This is a genomic window from Psychromonas sp. psych-6C06 (assembly GCF_002835465.1).
Classification (GTDB): Bacteria; Pseudomonadota; Gammaproteobacteria; order Enterobacterales; family Psychromonadaceae; genus Psychromonas.
Genome location: NZ_PIZM01000002.1, coordinates 276336 through 298874, shown reverse-complemented (window position 1 = coordinate 298874; position 22539 = coordinate 276336). Strand labels below are relative to the sequence as shown.

19 protein-coding genes and 4 tRNA genes are annotated in these 22539 nt (G+C 40.5%); 22 read left to right on the top strand and 1 reads right to left on the bottom strand.

Annotated elements, in window-relative coordinates:
* Window positions 1–232 precede the first annotated feature (232 nt).
* From CW745_RS04495 to CW745_RS04390, 22 genes are all read left to right on the top strand, one after another.
* Window positions 233–323 (top strand) — tRNA-Ser (locus CW745_RS04495).
* A gap of 288 nt (window positions 324–611) precedes the next feature.
* The gene (locus CW745_RS04490) at window positions 612–1205 is read left to right on the top strand and encodes a DUF1287 domain-containing protein (RefSeq protein WP_101107321.1); all 594 of its coding nucleotides are present in this window, start codon (window positions 612–614) and stop codon (window positions 1203–1205) included.
* 117 nt (window positions 1206–1322) lie between these two features.
* Window positions 1323–2579 (top strand): hypothetical protein, encoded by a 1257-nt coding sequence (locus CW745_RS04485; protein WP_153069738.1) that lies wholly within the window; start codon window positions 1323–1325, stop codon window positions 2577–2579.
* 441 nt (window positions 2580–3020) lie between these two features.
* A complete protein-coding gene (gene uvrY, locus CW745_RS04480) occupies window positions 3021–3665 on the top strand; it encodes a UvrY/SirA/GacA family response regulator transcription factor (protein WP_101107319.1) in 645 nt (214 codons plus the stop codon).
* A gap of 76 nt (window positions 3666–3741) precedes the next feature.
* Window positions 3742–5577 carry an excinuclease ABC subunit UvrC gene (gene uvrC, locus CW745_RS04475; RefSeq protein ID WP_101107318.1) on the top strand — a complete coding sequence of 612 codons (1836 nt, stop codon included), beginning with the start codon at window positions 3742–3744 and terminating at the stop codon, window positions 5575–5577.
* A gap of 74 nt (window positions 5578–5651) precedes the next feature.
* Window positions 5652–6200, top strand: coding sequence for a CDP-diacylglycerol--glycerol-3-phosphate 3-phosphatidyltransferase (gene pgsA / locus CW745_RS04470; protein ID WP_101107317.1), 549 nt, complete (start codon window positions 5652–5654; stop codon window positions 6198–6200).
* Window positions 6201–6354: 154 nt separating this feature from the next.
* Window positions 6355–6429, top strand: a tRNA-Gly gene (locus CW745_RS04465).
* 16 nt (window positions 6430–6445) lie between these two features.
* Window positions 6446–6519, top strand: a tRNA-Cys gene (locus CW745_RS04460).
* A gap of 14 nt (window positions 6520–6533) precedes the next feature.
* Window positions 6534–6619: transfer RNA gene (locus CW745_RS04455), tRNA-Leu, on the top strand.
* Between the two features lie 402 nt (window positions 6620–7021).
* The gene (locus tag CW745_RS04450; RefSeq protein WP_101107316.1) at window positions 7022–7498 is read left to right on the top strand and encodes a GreA/GreB family elongation factor; all 477 of its coding nucleotides are present in this window, start codon (window positions 7022–7024) and stop codon (window positions 7496–7498) included.
* Between the two features lie 191 nt (window positions 7499–7689).
* A complete protein-coding gene (locus CW745_RS04445; RefSeq protein WP_101107315.1) occupies window positions 7690–8061 on the top strand; it encodes a hypothetical protein in 372 nt (123 codons plus the stop codon).
* Window positions 8062–8292: 231 nt separating this feature from the next.
* Window positions 8293–8520 (top strand): hypothetical protein, encoded by a 228-nt coding sequence (locus CW745_RS04440; RefSeq protein WP_101107314.1) that lies wholly within the window; start codon window positions 8293–8295, stop codon window positions 8518–8520.
* A gap of 52 nt (window positions 8521–8572) precedes the next feature.
* The gene (locus CW745_RS04435; protein WP_101107313.1) at window positions 8573–8839 is read left to right on the top strand and encodes a hypothetical protein; all 267 of its coding nucleotides are present in this window, start codon (window positions 8573–8575) and stop codon (window positions 8837–8839) included.
* Between the two features lie 34 nt (window positions 8840–8873).
* Entirely contained in the window at window positions 8874–9116 is a 243-nt protein-coding gene (locus tag CW745_RS04430; protein ID WP_101107312.1) for a hypothetical protein, read from the top strand.
* An 11-nt stretch (window positions 9117–9127) separates the two neighbouring features.
* Window positions 9128–10384: an efflux RND transporter periplasmic adaptor subunit gene (locus CW745_RS04425; protein WP_101107311.1), complete on the top strand. Its 1257-nt coding sequence runs from the start codon at window positions 9128–9130 to the stop codon at window positions 10382–10384.
* Window positions 10385–10460: 76 nt separating this feature from the next.
* Window positions 10461–11177 carry an ABC transporter ATP-binding protein gene (locus CW745_RS04420; RefSeq protein WP_101107310.1) on the top strand — a complete coding sequence of 239 codons (717 nt, stop codon included), beginning with the start codon at window positions 10461–10463 and terminating at the stop codon, window positions 11175–11177.
* Window positions 11178–11186: 9 nt separating this feature from the next.
* Window positions 11187–13583 (top strand): ABC transporter permease, encoded by a 2397-nt coding sequence (locus CW745_RS04415; RefSeq protein ID WP_101107309.1) that lies wholly within the window; start codon window positions 11187–11189, stop codon window positions 13581–13583.
* A gap of 8 nt (window positions 13584–13591) precedes the next feature.
* The gene (locus CW745_RS04410) at window positions 13592–15991 is read left to right on the top strand and encodes an ABC transporter permease (RefSeq protein WP_101107308.1); all 2400 of its coding nucleotides are present in this window, start codon (window positions 13592–13594) and stop codon (window positions 15989–15991) included.
* A gap of 11 nt (window positions 15992–16002) precedes the next feature.
* Window positions 16003–18414, top strand: coding sequence for an ABC transporter permease (locus CW745_RS04405; RefSeq protein ID WP_101107307.1), 2412 nt, complete (start codon window positions 16003–16005; stop codon window positions 18412–18414).
* 32 nt (window positions 18415–18446) lie between these two features.
* Complete coding sequence (locus CW745_RS04400) at window positions 18447–19832, top strand: sigma-54 dependent transcriptional regulator (RefSeq protein WP_101107306.1); 1386 nt, start codon at window positions 18447–18449, stop codon at window positions 19830–19832.
* Window positions 19833–21143 carry an ATP-binding protein gene (locus tag CW745_RS04395; protein WP_101107305.1) on the top strand — a complete coding sequence of 437 codons (1311 nt, stop codon included), beginning with the start codon at window positions 19833–19835 and terminating at the stop codon, window positions 21141–21143.
* Between the two features lie 268 nt (window positions 21144–21411).
* The gene (locus CW745_RS04390; RefSeq protein WP_101107304.1) at window positions 21412–21648 is read left to right on the top strand and encodes a hypothetical protein; all 237 of its coding nucleotides are present in this window, start codon (window positions 21412–21414) and stop codon (window positions 21646–21648) included.
* 42 nt (window positions 21649–21690) lie between these two features.
* Here the strand turns inward: CW745_RS04390 and arcA are convergent, their stop codons facing one another.
* Entirely contained in the window at window positions 21691–22407 is a 717-nt protein-coding gene (gene arcA / locus CW745_RS04385) for a two-component system response regulator ArcA (RefSeq protein ID WP_101107303.1), read from the bottom strand.
* Between the last annotated feature and the right edge of the window lie 132 nt (window positions 22408–22539).

The window sequence follows — 22539 nt, the reverse complement described above, 5'->3', positions numbered from 1 at the left end:
TTTTGCTTTTTAGCTATTCGGATAAAAAACGGCATCTCGTTACCTATTCTGTTATTCGATGAATAAATTAATCGTATTAGTGTTATTCGCTTGGTACCAGGCTCCACTCTCATTTTGCAGTATTTAGCCCTTTTTTTACTATGGTTGTTTGATATTCGAGCAAACAGTTTTCAAATTAAAACTTTTACTTTACAAGCAACCCCTTAAGTCGGTATTATTCGCCTCGTTCTGCGGAGGGGTGGCAGAGCGGCTGAATGCACTGGTCTTGAAAACCAGCGAGGGTTAATAGCTCTCCGAGAGTTCAAATCTCTCCTCCTCCGCCACATTAAAAAAGGCACTAACTGTTTTTACGGTTAGTGCCTTTTTGCTATCTATCAGCTCAAAGACTCCTGCTCTGTGTGTCTAAAGAGAAGTTAATGCTTGCTTGTATCGCAAGCTATCCACCAAGTTAAAATCGTCTTATTAATTTCAGAACATACCAATCCATTTAACTATCTGATCTACTTGGCAATATATTTCGTGTCTGCTACTTACTTTCCTTGTATTCTATGTAAAATGTAAATTATTTGTCTTTTGTGTTTGATTTTTCGTTTAAGGCTTGGTGGAACGTTATGAAAAAAATTGTCATTCTTTTGTTATTGCTAAGTGCTAGCCTTCAAGCTTCTGAATTTAATCACGAGATTGTGTCTAGTTTAATCGAAAGAACAAAGCATGATGTTATCTATGATGGTTCGTATATCGCAATTAATTACCCTAATGGTGATGTACCAAGTGAGATCGGCGTCTGTACGGATGTGATAATAAGAGCGTATCGAGCATTAGGTACTGATTTACAAAAGCTTGTTCATGAAGATATGAAGTCTCACTTTTCCCTCTATCCCTCGAAGAGAATATGGGGTTTAAGTTCAACAGACAAAAATATAGATCATCGCCGAGTTCCAAATTTACAAACTTTTTTTGCAAGGCATGGTGAAAGCTTTAAAGTCACTGGTAATAAATCAGATTATTCTACAGGAGATATCGTCACATGGATGTTACCGGGTAATTTACCTCATATCGGTATGGTTATCGATAAGGTGGATCCTATAACAGGCAACCCTTTGATAGTTCATAATATAGGCCTCGGACCAAAAGTCGAAGATATGATTTTTGAGTATAAAATTACAGGTCATTATCGTTTTGTACCGATGCAATATAACAAGTAGCTTATCTAAGAATCTAAAGTCGTAAGTCGATATTTTTAGGAATTTAGATGAATTATGCTTGTGCGCTCAAAGTATTAATGGGCCATATAATAAAATTTAAAATGGAGAAATTCTGCAATGGGAACACGCGTAAGTTTTAAGAAAAGTTGTTTTATAGAATATGGGGGAAGGTTACTGGGATTATTTCCCATATTGTTCATGTTTAGCGCGCATGCTGTTGCACCATTGGAAACACAACAAAACAGAGTTATAACAACCCTTTCAAGCTTAACCACTCTGATCCTTGCTTCAGATAATGTCACTCTATCTGCTCAGGATTGGCAACTACTGGCAGAGTCTGTTGTTGGAGAGGATTACGCTACATTAGAGTTAGCCAGTGGAAGTGAATCGCAAACTATTGGCTTAATGGCGACTAGGGGCTCGGGTGAAACAGTATACATGGCGATAAATAATTTAGGCGAAGAATTAGCCGTGAGTTTTGTCGATGGAACGAGCCAAATCCTTGCACCTATGTCATTTTTAATCTCTTTTAATTATTTCCCTGAAAATATATCCATTGCTGAAGCTTTTGGCACATTCACCTTAAATGGACAAAAATCACATTTTTTAATTTCATTAGATACATTAAAAAGTAATGTTGCCTTACCTGGTTATACATATTTATTAAATCCAAAAACGTTACAAATTGAACAGATTGGGCTTGAGGTTGAAGGTGTTGAAGCCGTGACTGGCAGCGTTGGGGATGACACCTTCAGGGTTGAAGCATTGAGGAACGATAAGCCAATAATAGGCTCGATAGCCTGTATTGATGGTGAGGCTGGTCGCGATAAAATCATTGGTCCAAATCAAAATACGGTATGGGAGATTAATGCTGAAAATAAAGGTAATATTTCTAGTGAAAATGAAACACTGCTAATGTGCTTTAGCAATATTGAAACATTAGTTGGAGGTAGTAAAACGGATACATTTAGTTTTGCAACAGGGGGCGATCTTATCGACATTATTAATGTTGGTGGGGGGGATGATAGCTTAGTTACTTCAGTAAAGGGAACTGATAATAGCAAGAATTATATTACCTTAGCCGCTGGTAGTTTGGTAACCCTCGACGGGGGGCTTTTGAATCAAAATATTGTTACGCAAAGCGGGGAGGTGATAAATAGTAGTACATTGACACTTGCCGATATTACATCGGGTGGTGTGGTTGTTAATGATGTGATGTTTAATAATGTTGAAGAGCCTCTCATTGTGGATAATTCAAAGAAGCCACAGGAAAAAAATGAGCCAAGCACTACAACAACCTCTGGTGGTGCAATTGGTAGTTTTTGGGTGTTTACATTAATCTTATTTTATTTTCGTAGGCGCGATGTTTTTTAACCCTTCTTTATACGCCACTCTTTTGATGAACATTGCGTGGCGCTCTAAAAATCGAGGCTAATAGACTTAATGAAAAACTGATCCACAATACTCGTTAATTACTCTCTCTCAAATCAAAGCTCCTTCACTTTTGATATTAAAAATATTATTGTTAATTTTGCACTGACTTTACTTTAATAATATTTCTCTGGTTATCTTTTTAAATCCCTTTTTATACAGTTAGTTACATAAAACTGACTTTTCTTTTTGTTATTTTATTTTATATTTTATGTTACATTCACCTAGTTAATGCATTAACTCACTTATACTTAACGTAATTAAAAATAAATTGCTCTGTGAGCTGATGTTTTTTGATTTTAAAAAGGCTTGGTTTTCGTTATTATCAAGACCTTAAAAATTTTTACTTGTTGCTATGGTGCACAAGTAATGCGGAGAAGAATTTTGATAAATATCCTGCTGGTCGATGACCATGAATTAGTACGTACAGGAATAAGCCGTATCATTGATGATGTTCGAGGCATGAAAGTAATTGGTGAAGCTGAAAGTGGTGAAGATGCCGTAAAATGGTGCCGTAGTAACCACCCTGATGTTGTGTTAATGGACATTAATATGCCAGGTATTGGTGGCTTAGATGCAATGCATCGTATTTTGCGTATTAATGAAGATATCAAAATTATCATGTTAACCATGCATACGGAAAATCCATTCCCTTCAAAAGTAATGCAAGCTGGTGCCGCTGGTTATTTAAGTAAAGCCGCAGGTCCTGATGAAGTACTTGCTGCGATTCGTGCTGTTAATGCTGGACAGCGTTATTTAGCACCTGAAATTGCACAGCAGATGGCTTTATCTCAAATATCGCCTGTTTCAGATGATCCTTTTAGTGTGCTTTCTGAGCGTGAGTTACAAATCATGATGATGATCACCAAAGGGCAACGTGTTGTGGATATCTCAGAGCAATTAAGCCTAAGCCCCAAAACAATCAACAGTTACCGCTATCGCTTATTTGATAAATTGGGTGTGAATGGTGATGTAGAGCTTACTCATTTAGCGATTCGTTACGGTATGTTAGATGCCGATACGCTATAAAAAAGGGTAAATAATATTTATCGCAGTGTGTTAACGCACTGCATATAGAGATGGCGCCACGAGGTGCCTTTTTTTTATGAGTCAATTCTGCGCAGAACAATTCTTAAAAACAGTCACCACTGAACCGGGTGTGTATCGCATGTTTGATAGTAAAAATACTATTATTTATGTGGGCAAAGCTAAAAACCTGAAAAAGCGCCTTAGTAGTTATTTTAGTCTCACACAAAAACATCCAAAAACGCTTGCGCTGGTCAGCCATATCGCGAATATTGAAGTGACTGTCACGCATACTGAAACAGAAGCATTAATTTTAGAGCATAATTTCATTAAACAATATATGCCAAAATACAATGTGCTATTGCGTGATGATAAATCTTACCCTTATCTATTTTTAAGTGATCACAAACACCCTCAATTAACATTAGTGCGTTCCCAAAACCGTAAACGAAAAGGTACTTATTTCGGACCTTATCCGAGCGGTGGAGCGGTGCGAGAAAGTTTACATTTGATGCAAAAGCTATTTCCTATACGCCAGTGTGAAGATAGTTACTATGCCAACCGCTCTCGTCCCTGTTTACAGTATCAGCTTAAACGTTGTCTTGGACCCTGTGTTAATGCCATGGAAGAGTCGGAATATGCACATCAAGTTGAGTTAGCCTCAGAGTTCTTGTTGGGCAAAAGCCAGCGAGTGATTGATGTATTAATAGAAGAGATGGAAACCGCCAGTGAAACATTAGCGTTTGAAAAGGCTGCACTGCGACGGGATCAAATTCAATCCCTGAAAAAAGTACAAGAGCAACAGTGGGTGAGTGGCGATATTGAACAGCTTGATGTTTTAGGTTTTGTATATGAAGGAGGGGTTGCTAGTTTTCATCTTCTTTTTGTTCGTCAAGGCCGTATTCTAGGCAGCCGAAACTACTTCCCTAAAGTGCCTAAAAACTCTAATGCTGAAGAGGTGCTTACCTCCTTTTTAAGCCAGTTTTATCTTTCTGGACAGAATGGGCGTGCCATTCCGAAAGAGATATTACTCAGCGAAGACTTTGCAGATCGATTTACCTTTACGGATTTATTTAGCGAATATTGTGGTTATAAAACCACATTAAAGGTGGAGATGCGTGGTGAGCGGGCAAAATTTGTAAAATTGGCTAAACGTAATGCTACAGTGGCTCTACAAACACATCTAAGCCAAAAAAATAATGTCCGACAACGTTATCAGTTGCTCGAAGAAAAGCTGGAGTTAATAGAGCCTATCAAGCGTATGGAGTGTTACGATATTTCACACATGATGGGAGAAAAAACCGTCGCTTCCTGTGTAGTGTTTGATCGTGAAGGGGCTAAAAAGTCGGCCTATCGACGTTTTAATATCAGTGGTATTACACCGGGTGATGATTATGCTGCGATGGGGCAGGTACTAGAGAGGCGCTTTAGAGAAAAACAAAGCATTGAAAATATCCCCGATATCATTTTTATTGATGGTGGTCTTGGGCAACTCAATCAAGCTGAAACAATTATTAGCTCGCTTTCAGAAAATTTTACCGAAAAATACCCTCTACTAATTGGTATTGCAAAGGGGGTGACGCGAAAAGCGGGGCTGGAAACGCTGATATTAGCAGATAGCCATGAAATATTAGAAATCCCAGCAGATTCGCCAGCATTACACCTTATTCAACAAATTCGTGATGAATCACATCGCTTTGCTATTACGGGGCATCGTGGCCAACGTGATAAAAAGCGTCGAACGAGTTCATTAGAAGGGATCCCAGGTGTTGGCGCAAAACGCCGTCAATTATTATTAAATCACTTTGGTGGATTGCAGGGGGTAAAAGCTGCCAGTATTGATGAATTAGCTAAAATTAATGGTATTAGCGCTTCATTAGCGGAAAATATTCATGAAGCACTGAATATGCCTTAATAAATAATAGGGAACTATTTGCATTCGCGAACAATAAAATGCAAAAATAGCTTTTCGACAGCAAGGATTTTTTAATGATTAATATTCCCAATATTTTAACCGGATTTCGAATTCTATTGATTCCCGTTTTCGTCATCGTATATTACCTTCCGGTAGTCTGGGCAGCGCCAATGGCCGCATTTATTTTTTGGCTTGCAGGCATCACTGATGTTTTAGACGGCTACCTTGCAAGAAAGTTAAATCAATCAACTCCCTTTGGTGCATTCTTAGACCCCGTTGCAGATAAAATAATGGTAGCCGTATCTTTGGTTATGATTGTTGAGCATTACGCGAGCATTTGGATAGCAATACCTGCCATGATCATGATCTGTCGTGAAATTGTCATTTCAGCCTTGCGTGAATGGATGGCAGAGATTGGCCAGCGTGCCAGTGTTGCGGTTTCACGAATTGGAAAAATTAAAACCTTTTCGCAGATGATGGCGTTATTTTTACTGATTTGGCAATACTCAGAAGAGATGGAGTGGGCTGGATTTGCGTTTATGTTTATTGCGACCATATTAACGCTTTGGTCAATGGTGGTTTATTTAAAAGCAGCTTGGCCTGCATTAAGCAATCAAAAGTAGAATAAATAATCGTTTAGGCTGAAAAAACAGCGAACAGTTAATAATTAGTAAAAAAAGTGACAAAGGGTGTTGACTCAAATCAGAAAGTCTCTAAAATGCGCCCACATCGAAAGGGAAAACGTTAAGCGTTTCTGTTTCGATATTAAATGAAGATGCGGCACTAGCTCAGTGGTAGAGCACAACCTTGCCAAGGTTGGGGTCAAGAGTTCGAACCTCTTGTGCCGCTCCATTTAAAAATAAATTTTGGCGGAATGGCAGAGTGGCCATGCAGTGGATTGCAAATCCATCTATCTCGGTTCGACTCCGGGTTCCGCCTCCAAGTTTTAAAGTTTTGCCCGGATGGTGGAATCGGTAGACACCCAAGATTTAAAATCTTGTGCATTCTGTGCGTGCGAGTTCAAGTCTCGCTCCGGGCACCATTTTAGAAAAGCCTCGTATTGTTACGAGGCTTTTTTTTTGCTTAAAATAAATTAAATTTAAAAATCTGTGCATCATTTATTGCGTGCGAGTTAAAGTCTCGCTCCGGGCGTTATTTTTTTAAATAATCCAGTTTTTAGCTAGTTTTTTATACCTAAAATAAAATACTCAAATCTGTGCATGCGATCAATGGCGTGCGAGTTCAAGTTTCGCTCCGGGCGCTATTTTTTAAATAATCCAGTTTTTAGCTAGTTTTTTATACCTAAAATAAAATACTCAAATCTGTGCATACAATCAGTGGCGTGCTTACATATCGCAAAGTTTGGTGTTGTTGTTAGGCTTTTATCGGCATCATATTCACCTATCTAAGTAACATTCCATCATTACCCTGTTAGGTGTTTATCATGAATAAAAAATTATTATTAAAGCGATTATTAGCTACCTTAGAAGAGGTGCATCAATGCGCGGTTGATGCAGCTAAACGGGCCTATGATACCGCGACTGATAATGAGAATGTTGCCGAGAACCAATACGATACCTTAGCGCTGGAAGCATCCTATTTAGCCCATGGGCAATCGGTGCGTGTTGAGCAATGTGCGCAGGATATTAACGCTTTTAAAGCGCTTAATATTAATAACCTACCAACGAAGGTATCAGCGGGTGCACTGGTAAGATTATTAGATGATAACGATCATGAAAAGTGGTTGTTCTTTGCACCGACGGCGGGTGGTTTAAGTATTAATTTTGCAGATAAAACAGTGGTGGTGGTGACGGCGAGTTCGCCACTAGGCGCTGCTATTAATCAAGCTGAAGTAGGGCAAGAGATTACGATTAATATTGCCAGCAAGACGATTCATTATGAGGTGATGGAAATCTATTAACCTGCCTGCCGAAAACTATCTATCATACCAATAAATATTCTCATAAATGGGAATTAACGATTCATTATTGGGACAAAAACTTCCACCAGAAAGTCGAATTAAAAATAACCCTTTAAAATCAATTGCCTGAGGTTTGGAACACTTGTTGCTCATGTTACCCCTTTGTATATCGAATATTATAAAGGGAAAATATGAATAAGCTCACTGTTGTCGCTAGCCTAATCTGCATAAATAGCTTGTTGGTAACAGGCGCTGCGCAATCGAATCCGCACTATATTATTACAGCGCAAGCTAATCAGTTAAATCAAGAAACTACTTTCACAGCTCGCCAATGTTGTGACTATGCAAGGGCAATCAGCGAAGAGATTATGCGTGGATCATCGATTGATCCCGTTTGGCGACAAGAAAAACAGTGTAAAGCCAAAGCTGCTATAAAACAGGGACATTTAAGTAATGAAGCAAATGGTAGGGTGGTGGTGAAGGAGCCTTTGTCAGGTAACTTTAATTTTATTGCTAAAAAACCGCAGATGCTTTCAACGATTCATCCCATCCAGCTGTATTAGCGCACAATAACAGCGATAAACACAGCATCATGTAATCGACTCTGGAATCTATTCTATAAGCGAGGCGGGTTTTCCCATTATTGGGATTTTAATGTTTCATTAATGGGATGTTAAATCGTTAATACAACATGAAACAATATAAAATAACTTTATTTTCAATGCGTTATGTTTTGGTCTGCTTTTTGCAAATTATAATATGTCATTTTAGGCAACTTATATAGGGAGTATTGCGTGAAAATATTTATCAGCTTTCTTGGTTTATCACTGTTCGCTTTCATTGTGTATCTGTTTGTTAGTGGCAATGTGGCACTGGCGATTATTATCGCGTTAGGGTCACTCATATTTTTGCCCTTAGCAATAATGGCAATTAAAGGGCGACTTAATTTTAGTGAGGTATCACATGATAGCAGTGATCTTCATGCTAGTGGCGGTACATCCGGTGGTGTCGGCCCTTCTTAAACGTAAAACACTAATGCGACAGACATTTGAAATAGTTAAAAAGGAAAACCTAATGAGCAATTATCAATTATATAAAAAACAGCAAGTGGCAGTGGTCTTAGAGATTGATAGCCCGTCATTTATAGAAGAAAAGTATCAATTAATCGAACAGGGTTTTGAACGCATTGGTGATGTGGTGCAAGCTAAAAATAAAACCGAAGCGCTCAAGCACACTAATCAAGTTAATATCGACAGTTTAAGTGAATTTGCAACATCACACCTCTTTGTTAGCTGTATTGTTGTACTAGGCGCGATTGCGAGTTATTTTCGTTTTTCGTAAATGCGCTTAATAGTTAAGCGGGAGGGATAAGATAATGAATGGAAGTAATTACACGCTTTGGATGTTGATCATGATTTTTATGGTTTTTCCCTGTTATTTCGTGGGCGCTTTTGTACTGGTTGAAGATGAAGAGATCCGTAAACGCTTTTTGATTTGGGGAGCCATTTGGGGAGTGATCATTTTCTCTGTCTTACTATATCTGCAAATGAATGAAGAGTTCCTATTTGGTAAAGACATATTAGACGCTTGGTTTGAAAACAATAATGAACTGAAATAGAAACACGATAAATGGATATTATTCGCGCGCCTAAAAAAAATTATCGCGTCCTAAAAATCGTTTTATGGAGTCTGATATCTCTCTTGCTACTGGTGATGAGTTACCTGCTTGTTAATCGTCACTATGGGCAGTTTAGTGTGCAACGTGACTCGCTGATAATTGCCTCGGTTGAGCAGGGCGATTTTACCATTCGTGTAAGAGGCTCCGGGCGCTTGCTCTCTGCCAATGAACGCTGGGTTGCCTCACAGGTGGCAGGACGAGTTGAAAAAATATATGTCAAACCGGGTGATACCGTGCAACAGGGCGATATTTTATTACACCTGGAAAATCGTAAATTGGTGCAATCGGTAGAAACGCTAAAATGGCAGCTTGAAGCGCTCACTGCGCAACATAAGGCAGATCAAGTCGCGCTTGCTTCTAAGCTACTCGATCAAGTCCTACTAATTTCAGAGGCCAAAATGGCCTATGACAGTGCGAAGTTAAAATTGGAAGCTGAAACTAAGTTACTTGAAAAAGGTAACAATACAATTTCTCGCATCGATTATCAGCGTTCACAGCTTGAGGTGACGCAATTAGCGAAATCATGGAAAAATGAGCAACGTCGTTTATTGCAGATGAAAGAAAACCGCAGCGCGCAGCAAAATGCCAATCAAGCCAATCGACGACTATTAGCAAATACTTTAAAACGCGCCGTGCAGGATGTGGATGCGTTACAGGTGAAAGCGACCCTCGACGGCACCGTGCAACAGGTTCCGGTTAAGCTTGGTCAGCGCATTAATATTGGCAGTGATCTATCGCTATTGAGTAAACAAAATGAGCTGTACGCACAGCTTGAAGTTGCTGAGTCAGATGTGCGCCAGGTGATTATTGGTCAGCACGTAAATATTAATACGCTTAACTATCCATTAACCGGTATTGTTAGCCGAATTGCCCCCTCTGTAGATCAAGGCATTGTTTTGGTCGATGTGGATGTACAGGGGGAATTAAGCCCCGATGCAAGGCCCGATATGTCGATAGAGGCCAGTATAACGATCACCCAAATCGATAACACCCTGTTTGTACGTCGGCCAGTGTTTGTCAAAAAAAGTAGTACTAATCGCGTTTATAAACTCAGCGACGATGGGCAGTTTGCTGATGCCATTAATGTGCAGTTCGGACAAGCTTCACTCTCTGAAATCGCCTTGGAAGCGGGCTTGAAACGCGGAGATAGAGTGATTATCTCCGATAGTTCAGCTTGGCGTCAGCATCGCACCATTAACATAATGTAAAGCCAATACGATACAAAAATGAAACAGATAAAATAAAAATAATAGACGTACTGTACAGAATTTAAGGATGAAGAATATGAGTAAAGTTGCAGACAAGCCACTAATAAAGTTATGTAATAGCAGTAAAGTTTTTTATACCCAAGAGCTTGAAACACACGCGTTATCAACAATAAATTTGCAAATTTTAGAGGGAGAATTTGTATCGATTGCAGGCCCATCTGGCTGTGGTAAATCGACGCTTTTATCTATTATGGGGTTATTAGATGATTGCACCGAAGGCGAGTTTTTCTTAAAGGGGCAGTCCGTTAATACCCTGTCGGCAAGCGAAAAAGCCAAATTACGTAATAAAGAGATGGGGTTTGTGTTTCAGTCTTTTAACTTAATCAGTGATTTGACCGTCGAAGAGAATGTCGCCTTACCCTTAACCTACCGAAAAGAGTTTTCTGCGCGTGAAATAAAAGAAAAAGTGTATGAAGCGTTGAGTAAAGTGAACATGGGTAATCGCGTTTTTCATTATCCGTCACAACTGTCGGGGGGGCAGCAGCAACGTGTTGCCGTCGCTCGTGCCATTGTCGGCTCTCCTTCGATCATTTTTGCCGATGAGCCGACGGGTAACTTAGACTCTAAAAATGCGCAAGCGGTGATGTCTTTATTTAAATCATTACACGAACAGGGGGCAACGATTTGCATGGTAACCCATGATACTGCTAACGCTCACCTTGCACAGCGTGTGATTGAGTTGTTTGATGGCAAGCTCGTGGACGATGCTAAATTACAAACAAAAAAAGCGTAACAGACAATTATGTGGAATGATTTCAGATATGCCTTACGTTTGCTGTATAAAGCCCCTGCTTTTACGGCATTAGTATTAACGGTGATGACCTGTGGTTTAAGCATTAGTATCTACATGGCATCATTCATGAATACTTTGGTTTTTAAAAACTTGCCCTTTCCTGACAGCGAAAATATCGTCGTAATCGATAAAATGTTACACGGAATGCAGTTTGCAGGCTCTCAATTGCAGGGAGCAGATCTACTCGAAATCAGCCAACGCAGTAATAGTTTTGATACGCTTATTATCTATCAACAGTTTTATGCCAATATTAGTATTGAGCAAACCGCCAAACGGATACAGGCGATTAACATCGAACCGGGCGGAATAGAGTTAACCAATACCTTACCCTTGCTCGGGCGTTTGCTACAAAAAAAGGATACCAGCCGTGATAATGCCATGATTAGTTATCAGTTATGGCTGGATTATTTTGCCTTAGACGCGGCGGTTATTGGTAAAACATTACAGGTTAATAACCAAACCATGACTGTGGTAGGGGTGATGCCTGAAGGATATAGCTTTCCATATAACGCCGATATCTGGTTTGCTCTTGAGCGCGATTATATTAAGCGTGGTACTGACTTTAATGTTGCCGGCATTGCTAACTTAAAGCCTCAGATCTCATTAAGTACAGCTAATAAAGAGATTGCTAGCATTATGCTTCAACTATCGCAGCAATACCCCGAAAGTAATTACGGTGTTAGCGCCTATGTCGATACCCTACAAAAACAAGCGCTCGGTAGCCAGACGATGCCGGCTATTTATGCGCTTATTGGGGCTGCGTTCTTTGTTTTACTCCTTAGTTGTGTGAATGTTGGCAGTTTATTATTATCGAAAGCACTTGAGCGCGCGAACGAAACCGCTATTCGCTGTGCATTAGGGGCGCCACGTTACCGCTTGGTCATGCAGATGTTATGGGAAAGTGTGATTATTTGTTCTATCAGCGGTGTGTTAGCTTTGTTGATTGCAGCTTGGGCATTGCAGCTTACTAACCCCATTTTTACAAAGATAAGCTACAACAAACCACTGTATTGGTGGGTATTCTCGATTGACAATGACACCATTATTGCGACGATTATAATCGTATTAAGTACCATTTTTATTGCTGGGTTTTTACCCTGTTGGAAAGCAACAAGTGGGCAATTCAACGATATTTTACGCCAAGGAGGTCGTGGTGCGACTAACCAGCGGGTAGGGAAAATAAGTAAAGTATTGATTAAAGTTGAGATTGCGCTTTCTGCGATGATCTTGGTGGTCTCGGCCATGTTTGTCATTAACACGCTACAAAGTAACCAGCACTTACATCAGTTTGATGAAAATAACTTATTAACTTTCACACTCCACTTACCCTATCACGATTACCAACACTTGGATCAACGACAACGTTTTTTACGTCGCGTTGAAACGCAACTTGAGCAATTAGCAAGTGTAGAAAATGTTGCAATGGGATCATCTATCCCCGGAAATCTTGCTTGGGTTACTGAGGTAAATCGAGCTGGAGAAGGGCATCTTTTAGAGCAAGTTTTTGCTAATACTGTATTTGTTAACCATGATATTTTTGCACTACTTAACATCACCCCGCTTGAAGGACGTTTGTTTGAACTCGCAGACATACAGAGTGAAAGGTTAATGGTGGTCGTTAGTAACTCCCTTGCCGAAAAACTTTGGCCAAATGAATCAGCGATTGGTAAACGTGTGGGCTTACCCAATATTAACAATGCACAGGTAGAAGTGATCGGCGTGATTGCCCATATCGATCACGGAATATCCCATTATAGTTCATCGAAGGAGGGGGGTATTTATCTCATTAACAGCCAAGCAAGTAGTACTTTTAATACCGTATTGGTGCAGTTTAATGGTGATCAAGCCGCGCTCATTGAACAGGTAAGTCGTGTGTTATATAAGATTGATGATAATGTGCCCGCATTTAATTTAATGCCCTACCAAAGCATGTTAGATAAAAACTTAACGGCGATGATGTTTGGCTCGCAACTGTTTGCTATTTTAGCCTTTGTCGCGCTGATTTTAGCCGCCTCTGGTATCTATGGCGTCACCGCTAACAGCATTAACCAACGTTTGCGTGAAATCGGTATTCGTCGTGCATTAGGGGCAAGCAAGGCTCAGGTCATATTGTATTTCATTAAGAAAATGATCGGCCAGTTGCTTATTGGCCTCAGTCTCGGTTTGTTCGCTGCGCTGTTAATCTGTTACTACCTACTAAGCACTTTTTTAGTCGACCAGAAGATAATGCTGATTATCTTAGTGGCGGTGGTCACCATTATTGTTGTGGTGATAGCCTGCGCCGTGATTATTCCGCTCCTGGGAATATTAAAAAAACAACCTGCCTTTGCGTTGCGTGCGGAGTAAAGTGATAAATGCTTAGCGATTTACGATACGCATTACGACGATTTTATCGAGCTCCTGCCTTTACGTTGTTTGTGATTGCAATGATGACCGCTGGCTTGAGCATCTCTATTTACATCGCTTCATTAGTGAATACGTTGGTGTTTAAGCCCCTTCCTTTTGCGCAAAGTGAAAGGGTGGTTGTTGTAGATAAAGCGCTTAATGGCATGCGTTTAACAGGTGGCGAAATTTTAGCTTCTGATCTGCTAGAAATAGATGAAAAAAACCAGAGTTTTGCCACTTTGCTGTTTTATGAGTATGTCGGATTGACGCTTAATAAAGGCTCGACTTCAAAGCGATTACAAGGGCTAAAAGTAGATCCGGGACTGTTTGAACTTACACAGGCCTTACCTGTACTGGGGCGAACCTTACAAAAATGTGATATTGAGCATAAGGCACCGCCCAATGTGGTGATCAGTTATCGCCTATGGAAAACGCATTTTTCCTTCGATAAATATGTTATTGGAAAAAAAATCAACGTAAACAATCAGTTCATTACGGTGGTTGGGGTCATGCCAGAAGGGTATCGTTTTCCATTGAATATCGATATTTGGTATGCCTTTGATCGCTCCTTGATTGAGCGTGGTAAGTTCACCTATTTAGGGGCAATTGCGAAATTAAAAGCTAATGTTTCAACTGCTATGGCAAACCAAGATGTTAGCGCTATTATGTCGGAAATATCGCGCTTTCATTATCACCCTGAAACTCAGTCTGATGTGGGTATATATGTCGAAACCCTACCCAAACAAGCGCTTGGTCAACAGGGAATCATTGCCGTCTATGCACTCAGTGTCGGAGCGCTGTTGTTACTGTTATTGAGTGCTATTAACGTGGGGAGTTTATTATTTTCTAAGGCGCTTGAGCGCACCAATGACATCGCTATTCGTCGCGCGGTGGGGGCTCCTCGATATCGTTTGATCATGCTGATGTTATGGGAAAGCATCATTGTTTGCTTTATTAGTGGCGCATTAGCACTATTGATTGTCTCGTGGACACTGACCTATACACATTCTATTATCAGTACCTTTATCGATAGCCAATTCCTATATTGGTGGATATTTTCTATCGATAGCACCCTGTTGTTAATCACCCTTGCCTTTGTGCTTAGCACATTTTTTATTGCCGGTGTCTTACCGAGTTTCAAAGCGACCAGTGGGCACTTTAGCAATATTTTACATATCGGCGCTCGTGGTGCAATAAATTACCGCATTGGCAAATTGAGTAGTGTGCTTATTAAGGTAGAGGTGGCGTTATCAACCATGGTGTTGATTGTTTCATTTATGTTTGTGTTTAACACGTTACAGAGTAACCACGCGTTACATCAGTTTAATAAAAGTAAACTGCTTAGTATTAGCCTCGAACTTCCATTAGGGCCTTTCCAATTGCCAAATGTGCGCGCTGAAGCGCTTCGCGAGTTAGAACAAAAAATTGAAGCGTTAGAGAATGTTACAAACGTGGCGATTGGCTCTTCAATGCCTGGCCAGCTAGCTTGGGTCAGCGAGGTAAATGTGGTTGGTAGAGCGAAAGATAGCGCACCTGTTTATGCCAATACTGTGTTTGTGAGTCAGGATCTTTTTTCTCTGTTGAATATTGAGCCCATTATAGGGCGGTTATTTGAACCATCAGATCAATCTGATACGCAGGGCGTTGTGGTGATCAGTGATCTGCTTGCACAAAGGTTATGGCCTGGTGAATCTCCCATTGGCAAACGTATCGAATATCATGCTTGGCTTAAGGTGATTGGGGTGATCAAAGATATTGAGCATGGCAACATACTCTCTGCAACGGCCGATGAAGGGGGAATTTACTTGCTTAATAATCAATTCAACACCCTTTCTAATCAAGTAATGGTGGCTTTTTCGGGAGACCAAGAAGCGATGATCAAACAGATCAACAGTACCTTATTTGAGCTTGACCCTGATAATGCCGCTTTTAATATCATGCCCTATGAGCAGGTTTTAGGAAATAACATGCTACAGCTGATGTTAGGCTCACAATTATTTGTGTTAATAGCATTAGTTGCACTGATATTAGTGGGTTTAGGGATATATGGTGTTACTGCTAATGGTATCAGGCAACGTTTACGGGAAATCGGTGTTCGTCGTGCGCTTGGGGCGACAAAACGACAGTTGGTCATTCATTTTATCGGTCAAGTGAGTAGACAATTATTATTAAGCTTGATCAGCGGTGTCGTGCTTGCCTACGTAATTTGTTATCTGTTTTTGGCTGACTTTGTGATGACAACGCCATTAATGCTTGCGCTTTTTTTAGCGGTGGTGGTTCTATTTATGGGGGTTATTTGTATTGCTGTCACGGTGCCACTATTAAAGGTGTTAAAGCATAACCCCGCCTATGCCTTACGCGCTGAATAAGGATATGTACGATGTTTAACGATTTAAAGTATGCACTACGTTTAATATTCAAATCCCCTGGTTTTAGTGGTTTGTTACTACTGGTGATGACCTTTGGTTTAGCGATTAGTTTATACATATTTAGCTTTGTTCACGCCTTGGCATTTAAAGCATTACCCTTTGAGGGGGGCGATAAAATCGTATTGCTGGGCAAAGAGATTGATGGTCAACGATTTGGCTCTAGCCTAATTGATGTTGATGTGGTTGATATCGTCGAGCAGAGTCAAAGCTTTGCTGAGTCTGGGCTGATTGGTAGTTATCGGGCGAACGTCGCAATTGATGATAAAACTTACGCGCACTTTGCCAGCAGTGTTGAACCCGATGTATTCAAGATAACTAATATTGCCCCGTTTTTAGGGAGAACCTTTACTGACCAAGATGCGGTTGCTGGCGCACCTTTAGTGGCAATGATTAGTTATGAGTTATGGCAACGATATTATGCTGATGGTAAGCAAGCGCTAGGCAGTTTAATTGCGGTTAATTCAGAGCAAGCGAAAATTGTTGGTGTGATGGCGAAGGGGTATAGTTTTCCGGGATACACACAGTTGTGGTTACCGATTAAACGTGAGTTATTGATTCGTGGTGATGATGAGTGGTGGTATCAAACTGCGGTGGCGAAGCTGAAAACAGGTATTTCAATGGCTGCTGCTAATGACGACGTTAGTAAACTAATGAAAAGCATTGCCCAAAAATTTCCTAAAACCAGTTATGGTATTAATGCCTATGTAGAAACCTTTCAGAAGGAATACATAGGACAAGAGTTAATGGCGGGCATGTGGGCACTTATTTTTTGTGCTTTGTTTTTACTGTTATTAACGATTTTAAATGTCAGTGCCTTACTGCTTTCAAAGTCGGTTGAATATAGTCGTGAAACCGCGATGCGCCGAGCTTTAGGGGCGCCAAAATTGCGTTTGGTGATGCAAATGACATGGCCAAGTTTACTTTTGACATTGGTAGCTGGTGGATTAGCATTACTGATCGTCACCTGGGCGCTACAGTTAACGAATGTTTATTTTGCGAGTTTTGATTATGCTGGTGCGCCTTATTGGCTTGATTTTACTTTAGCACCGTTTAATTTGTATATTACCGCTTCGGTGATTATTAGCGTTGTATTGCTAAGCGGTGTTTTACCTGGCATCAAAGCAAGTGGGGCAAGATTTAATGAACTACTGAGAAAATCAGGCCCTGGGGCGACCAATTATTATGTGGTCCTATTGAGCCGTCACCTATTAAAAGTAGAGGTCGGTGTGTCGGCATTTATTTTAACCATTGCATTATTACTGCTGGTTAATATTCAATACTCTTCTAAGACCGATGAGCAGTATCTCAGTGATAATCTTTATACCAGCATGCTTTATTTACCGCTCAAAAAATTTGATTCTCAATCTAAACGAAGCCGGTATATTGATGACTTAAAGAGCAAGCTGCTTGCATTGCCGGCGGTGGACAAGGTGGCTTTTTCTTCGACTTTGCCCGGAACCAATGCTTGGGTTTCTCGCGTACATGCACGTGATCAAACCTTATCCGGTGGCCCAATCTACGCCAACAGTGCTTTTATTGATGAAGACATGTTAACGATGACCAATATTCCATTGTTGGCAGGACGTCACTTCAATACGGGTGATGATCAAAACCAACCCTTAGTCGCCATTATTAGCCAAACGTTAGCCGATACATTGTGGCCCAATGAGGATGTTATTGGTAAAACCATTGTATTAGAAGATTTTGAAGAAAGCCCTAAGGCTTTGATTGTTGGTTTGGTTGCCGATATTCGTCATGGCGTTTCTTTTGGCAATTTATCAAAATTAGGGGGCGTGTACGTCCCTATCAAACAATATAATTATAGCTATTACCAGTTTGCGCTCAGCTTTCAAGGCAATGCAGATGACCTATTAGCCAGTATCGAGCAACAGATGTTTGCAGTGGATCCTGAAGTGCCACAATTTTATAGCATGAATTATCGCGCCCTATTAGCCGTTTATTCGAGTAGCATCGAATTTTCATCACGACTGTTTACCCTGTTAGGGGCGATTTCGTTATTATTAGCGGGGGCGGGTATTTATGGTGTCACCGTCAACAGCGTTAATCAAAAACAGCGCGATATTGCCATAAGGCGTTCAATTGGCGCCAGTAATGGGCAGGTTGTGAAGCTCTTTTTACGCACCACCATGTGGGATCAGTTTATTGCTTTATTGGTGGGGGGGATCGCAGGCACACTCTTTTGTTATTGGAAATTAGCGACGTTTATTACCTCTCCATCAGATATGTTATTGAATCTATTAGGTGTGTTTGTTGTCTTGTTTATGGTGATTGTATTTGCTGTTTTTACGGCGTTATGGAAAGTATTAAAGTTAACGCCCTCAGCGCACCTTCGTGCTGACTAATAATGCGCGAACTACTTGTTTAAGGATGAATAATGATTAAAAAAATATTGGTCGCCGATGATGATCAAGGCATTCTAACTAGTCTACGGTTTTTATTTAAAAGCCAGCCCTATGATGTCACTTTTGCCCATACACCACAGGAAGTGTTATTTTTTGTAAAAAAAGAGCGCTTTGATCTGGTGTTAATGGATCTCAATTATGAGCAAGATACTACCTCGGGCGATGAAGGTTTAACCTTGATTAAAGCGATCAAAAAGCTCGATGATGAACTGCCGATTGTGGTGATGACCGGTTGGGCAAGTATTGAGATTGCAGTGGTTGCAATGCAATTAGGCGCCAGTGATTTTGTGCAAAAACCTTGGGATAACGAACGCTTAATTTCTATCCTCAATCAACAATTGTTATTGGCGGCCAAAAGCCGACAAAGTAATCGTTTAAGTGCTGAAAATCAGCTCTTAAAATCGGAGTTGGGGCGAAATGAAGCGTTAAAACCTATCGCACACTCTGCGCCGATGAAACAGTTAATGTGCCAGCTTGAGCAGTTTTCGGTTACTGATATTAATATTTTACTGACCGGAGAAAATGGTACGGGTAAAAGTATGTTAGTAAACTTCATCCATCAACTCTCTCTTCGAGCAAAGCAACCTTTAGTCAGTGTGAATATGGGTAGTATCCCAGAAACGCTGTTTGAAAGTGAGATGTTTGGGCATATTAAAGGGGCTTTTACCGATGCCAAAGAGAACCGTATCGGGCGTTTTGAATTAGCAGATCAAGGCACGTTATTTTTAGATGAAATTGCCAATGTTCCCCTTACTCAACAGGCAAAATTACTGCGTGTATTAGAGGAAAAACAGTTTGAGCGCGTTGGCTCTAGCCAAACACAACAGACTAACTTTCGTTTGATTAGCGCCACCAATGGCGATTTACAAGCCTTGGTCGAATCGGGGGAGTTTAGGCAAGATCTCATGTTTCGTTTGAACACCTTAGTATTACATGTACCAGCGTTACGCGAGCGCCAAGAAGATATTGTTTTATTAACGCAAGACTTCATTGAGCAAACCGCCAAACGCTACCACAAAGCCAAACCCACATTAAGCGCCGAAGCGTTACAACAACTACAGCAATATCGTTGGCCGGGTAATGTCCGTGAGCTTTCACATACTATAGAGCGCGCTGTTTTGCTTGCGACTGAGAGTATCGAGGTAGAGCATCTAATGCTAACAAATAGTGCTAGTGATACCAATCAAGCCTGTGACAACATTGATGCCTCCTTTACGGATAAAACCCTTGTAGAGATAGAGCGAAAGGTAATTTCATCGCGTTTGAACGCTTTTTCAGGTTGCGCTTCCTCGGCGGCTAAATCACTAGATTTAAGTCGCAGTGCATTCTATCGTCGCCTTGATAAGTTAGGTTTGTAGATGAACTTTAGTGCGCTTGTACCCCGCTTGAAATTAACACTGTTATTGATTAGCCTGCCTGCGCTTATTTTACTACCAATGATACTTTGGTATGCCAATATCTCTTGGTTACCGATTGTGCTTAGTAGTGTGACGTTGCTCGCCATATATGCCTTTCTTTCCTATACGTTGGTCACTAAATTGCAGGCGCGCCTTAATGTATTTTCTAATATGGTGCTCGCAGTTAAAGAGGGAGATGTTAGCCAAAAACTGCGCTTGTTTAATGATGATGGTTTTTCTGAGTTAGCCAAGGCGATTAATGAGTTGATTGATCACGCCTACTTTCAACAACAAAGTAATAAAAGTAGTCAGCTGTTATTGCAGAAAATCGTGTCTAATATCGATGTCGCGATCATCGCTGCAGATCCGTCCAGCACTATTACGCTGGCGAATGAGAAAGCTAATTCTCTGTTTATTACCGCCGATGGTTTAGTCGGGTTGTCGACGAGCACATTAGGTATTCGTAAACTTTTTCAACAACCCTTAGATGAGCCGATTAGTTATTCATTCCCTAATGCAAAGGGGCGCTGGCAATGTGTTCAGGAGCAGTTTTTTGATAAAGGCGAAGCGTTTCAACTGTATTTCATTACCGATGTTAGTCATCTATTACGTGCTGAAGAGTTAAAGGCTTGGAAAAACCTATTACGTGTTTTAAGTCATGAGATAAATAATAGTTTAACGCCAATCGCATCGATTAGTCAGTCGATGCAATGTGCTGTGGGTGAAGATGAAGATCTATTAGAAGGGTTACAGTTAATAGAGCAACGCGCTAAAAGCTTAGAATCTTTTATCAAAAGCTACCGACAATTTACCCATCTTCCGGTGCCTAAGCTGCAATCCATCGCGGTGAATGAAATGCTGGCCCGTTGCATTGCATTGCTTAATGATCCACGTCTTGCGTTATGCACTGAGTTGAAATGTGAAATGCAATTGGACCCAACGTTGCTTGAGCAGGTGTTTATCAACCTTTTAAAAAATGCGCTAGAAGCGACTGACCACAAACAGAAACAACAGGGCAGGGTGCTGGTGGACTTTCAGCTCAACGAGCAGGTATTGTCATTAACTGTTACAGATAACGGTACAGGGATAGCTAATACCAAGAACCTGTTTGTGCCGCTCTATTCAACTAAAAAACAGGGCAGTGGTATTGGTCTGTTACTCAGTCGACAAATTATTGAAGCGCATGGAGGAGAGCTGACACTGGAGAATAATGACAATGCCCCCGGTGCGGTTGCGACCATCATACTTCCCTGTCATAAACAACCTCAGTAAGCTAACTTCCACTCTGAATTTTTAATGCAATAACTACACTGTTGGCGCGCCTTTCTTAGTTTAATAATCGACTCATCGACTCATCGACCGCGACTGTTGCGATTATCTGCTTTGAACCACGCAAAATTAGCAGGATTATTACATTTGAGCATTTTTAATCAAAACTGCGATGCTTACATCGATATGCTTTTGTTATGTGATCTTTTAAGCTGTTTCCCATGCATAAACTGATCTCATAGTTTAAGAGTCTGACAAAGAGCGAGTGTTTATGAATCAGGTTAATTATGCGTTTTGGATTATTATGTTAGTTTTTGTCTTTGCACCGCTGTACTTAGTGGTGGTAAGCATTGTCATTGAAGATGAGACTAATCGACACAAACTGTTTATTTTTGGCGGGATTATTGGCTGTGTCTGGTTTTCGATGTTGATTTTTAAGCAGATGAATGTCGAGGTAGTTTATGGCCAAGCGTTACTCGACTATTGGTATGCGACTAATCCAGAATAAAATAGGCGCTGTAAAAGCGCCTTCGTGATTGTTTCTGTTTACTTAATCGAGCTCACCACAGAAACGGTAGCCTTCACCGTGAATGGTTGCGATAATTTCTGAACCCTCTGGGACACTTTCGAAATGCTTACGAATACGGCGAATAGTGACATCAACGGTACGATCATGCGCTTTTAACTCTCGGCCGGTCATTTTCATTAATAAGTCGGCACGAGTTTGAATCTTACCTGGGTTTTCAATGAAATGTAGCATCGCACGAAACTCACTGCGTGGTAGTTTAAATAGATCTCCCAGTGGACTGATCAATGAGCGACTATCAATCTCTAAGGTCCAACCATTAAACTTATAATTTTCAACTTTCTGACGTACCTCTTCAAAATAGAGATTATCTTGCATGGTGCGTGTTAGCAGGTTACGTGTACGAATAGTTAATTCGCGTGGGTTAAAGGGCTTAGTGATGTAATCATCGGCACCAATTTCCAGACCGAGAATTTTATCTACTTCGTTATCACGACCGGTTAAAAAGATAAGAGGAATAGCTTGAATTTCACGTAACTCTCTTGCCAGTAATAGACCATTTTTACCGGGCAGATTGATATCCATGATAATCAGGTTAATGTTGTTTTCACTAATCACGGTATGCATTTCATTACCATCATTTGCTTCAAACACTTTATAACCTTCTGCTTCAAAAACGCTTTTTAGTGTGTTGCGAGTCACTAGCTCATCTTCAACAATGAGTATATTGGCTGTCGACATGGTTTTCTCCTAATTTAAATTCTTGATGCGCTATTAAGCCCATTGAAGCGATACCATTATGAGACTGTTTTAGTTGGCTTAAGTGCCGATGGTACGATAACAGTTATTTTTAAGCCTCTTTTATCGGGCTTA

Excerpts from the sequence above, each read along its gene's own strand:
- CW745_RS04390 (WP_101107304.1), top strand. The coding sequence starts at position 21,412 with ATGAATCAGGTTAATTATGCGTTTTGGATTATTATGTTAGTTTTTGTC.
- CW745_RS04450 (WP_101107316.1), top strand. The coding sequence starts at position 7,022 with ATGAATAAAAAATTATTATTAAAGCGATTATTAGCTACCTTAGAAGAG.
- CW745_RS04420 (WP_101107310.1), top strand. The coding sequence starts at position 10,461 with ATGAGTAAAGTTGCAGACAAGCCACTAATAAAGTTATGTAATAGCAGT.
- CW745_RS04435 (WP_101107313.1), top strand. The coding sequence starts at position 8,573 with ATGAGCAATTATCAATTATATAAAAAACAGCAAGTGGCAGTGGTCTTA.
- CW745_RS04410 (WP_101107308.1), top strand. The coding sequence starts at position 13,592 with ATGCTTAGCGATTTACGATACGCATTACGACGATTTTATCGAGCTCCT.
- arcA (WP_101107303.1), bottom strand. The coding sequence starts at position 22,407 with ATGTCGACAGCCAATATACTCATTGTTGAAGATGAGCTAGTGACTCGC.
- CW745_RS04485 (WP_153069738.1), top strand. The coding sequence starts at position 1,323 with ATGGGAACACGCGTAAGTTTTAAGAAAAGTTGTTTTATAGAATATGGG.
- CW745_RS04400 (WP_101107306.1), top strand. The coding sequence starts at position 18,447 with ATGATTAAAAAAATATTGGTCGCCGATGATGATCAAGGCATTCTAACT.
- CW745_RS04490 (WP_101107321.1), top strand. The coding sequence starts at position 612 with ATGAAAAAAATTGTCATTCTTTTGTTATTGCTAAGTGCTAGCCTTCAA.
- CW745_RS04430 (WP_101107312.1), top strand. The coding sequence starts at position 8,874 with ATGAATGGAAGTAATTACACGCTTTGGATGTTGATCATGATTTTTATG.
- pgsA (WP_101107317.1), top strand. The coding sequence starts at position 5,652 with ATGATTAATATTCCCAATATTTTAACCGGATTTCGAATTCTATTGATT.
- uvrC (WP_101107318.1), top strand. The coding sequence starts at position 3,742 with ATGAGTCAATTCTGCGCAGAACAATTCTTAAAAACAGTCACCACTGAA.
- CW745_RS04405 (WP_101107307.1), top strand. The coding sequence starts at position 16,003 with ATGTTTAACGATTTAAAGTATGCACTACGTTTAATATTCAAATCCCCT.
- CW745_RS04425 (WP_101107311.1), top strand. The coding sequence starts at position 9,128 with ATGGATATTATTCGCGCGCCTAAAAAAAATTATCGCGTCCTAAAAATC.
- CW745_RS04415 (WP_101107309.1), top strand. The coding sequence starts at position 11,187 with ATGTGGAATGATTTCAGATATGCCTTACGTTTGCTGTATAAAGCCCCT.
- CW745_RS04395 (WP_101107305.1), top strand. The coding sequence starts at position 19,833 with ATGAACTTTAGTGCGCTTGTACCCCGCTTGAAATTAACACTGTTATTG.
- CW745_RS04445 (WP_101107315.1), top strand. The coding sequence starts at position 7,690 with ATGAATAAGCTCACTGTTGTCGCTAGCCTAATCTGCATAAATAGCTTG.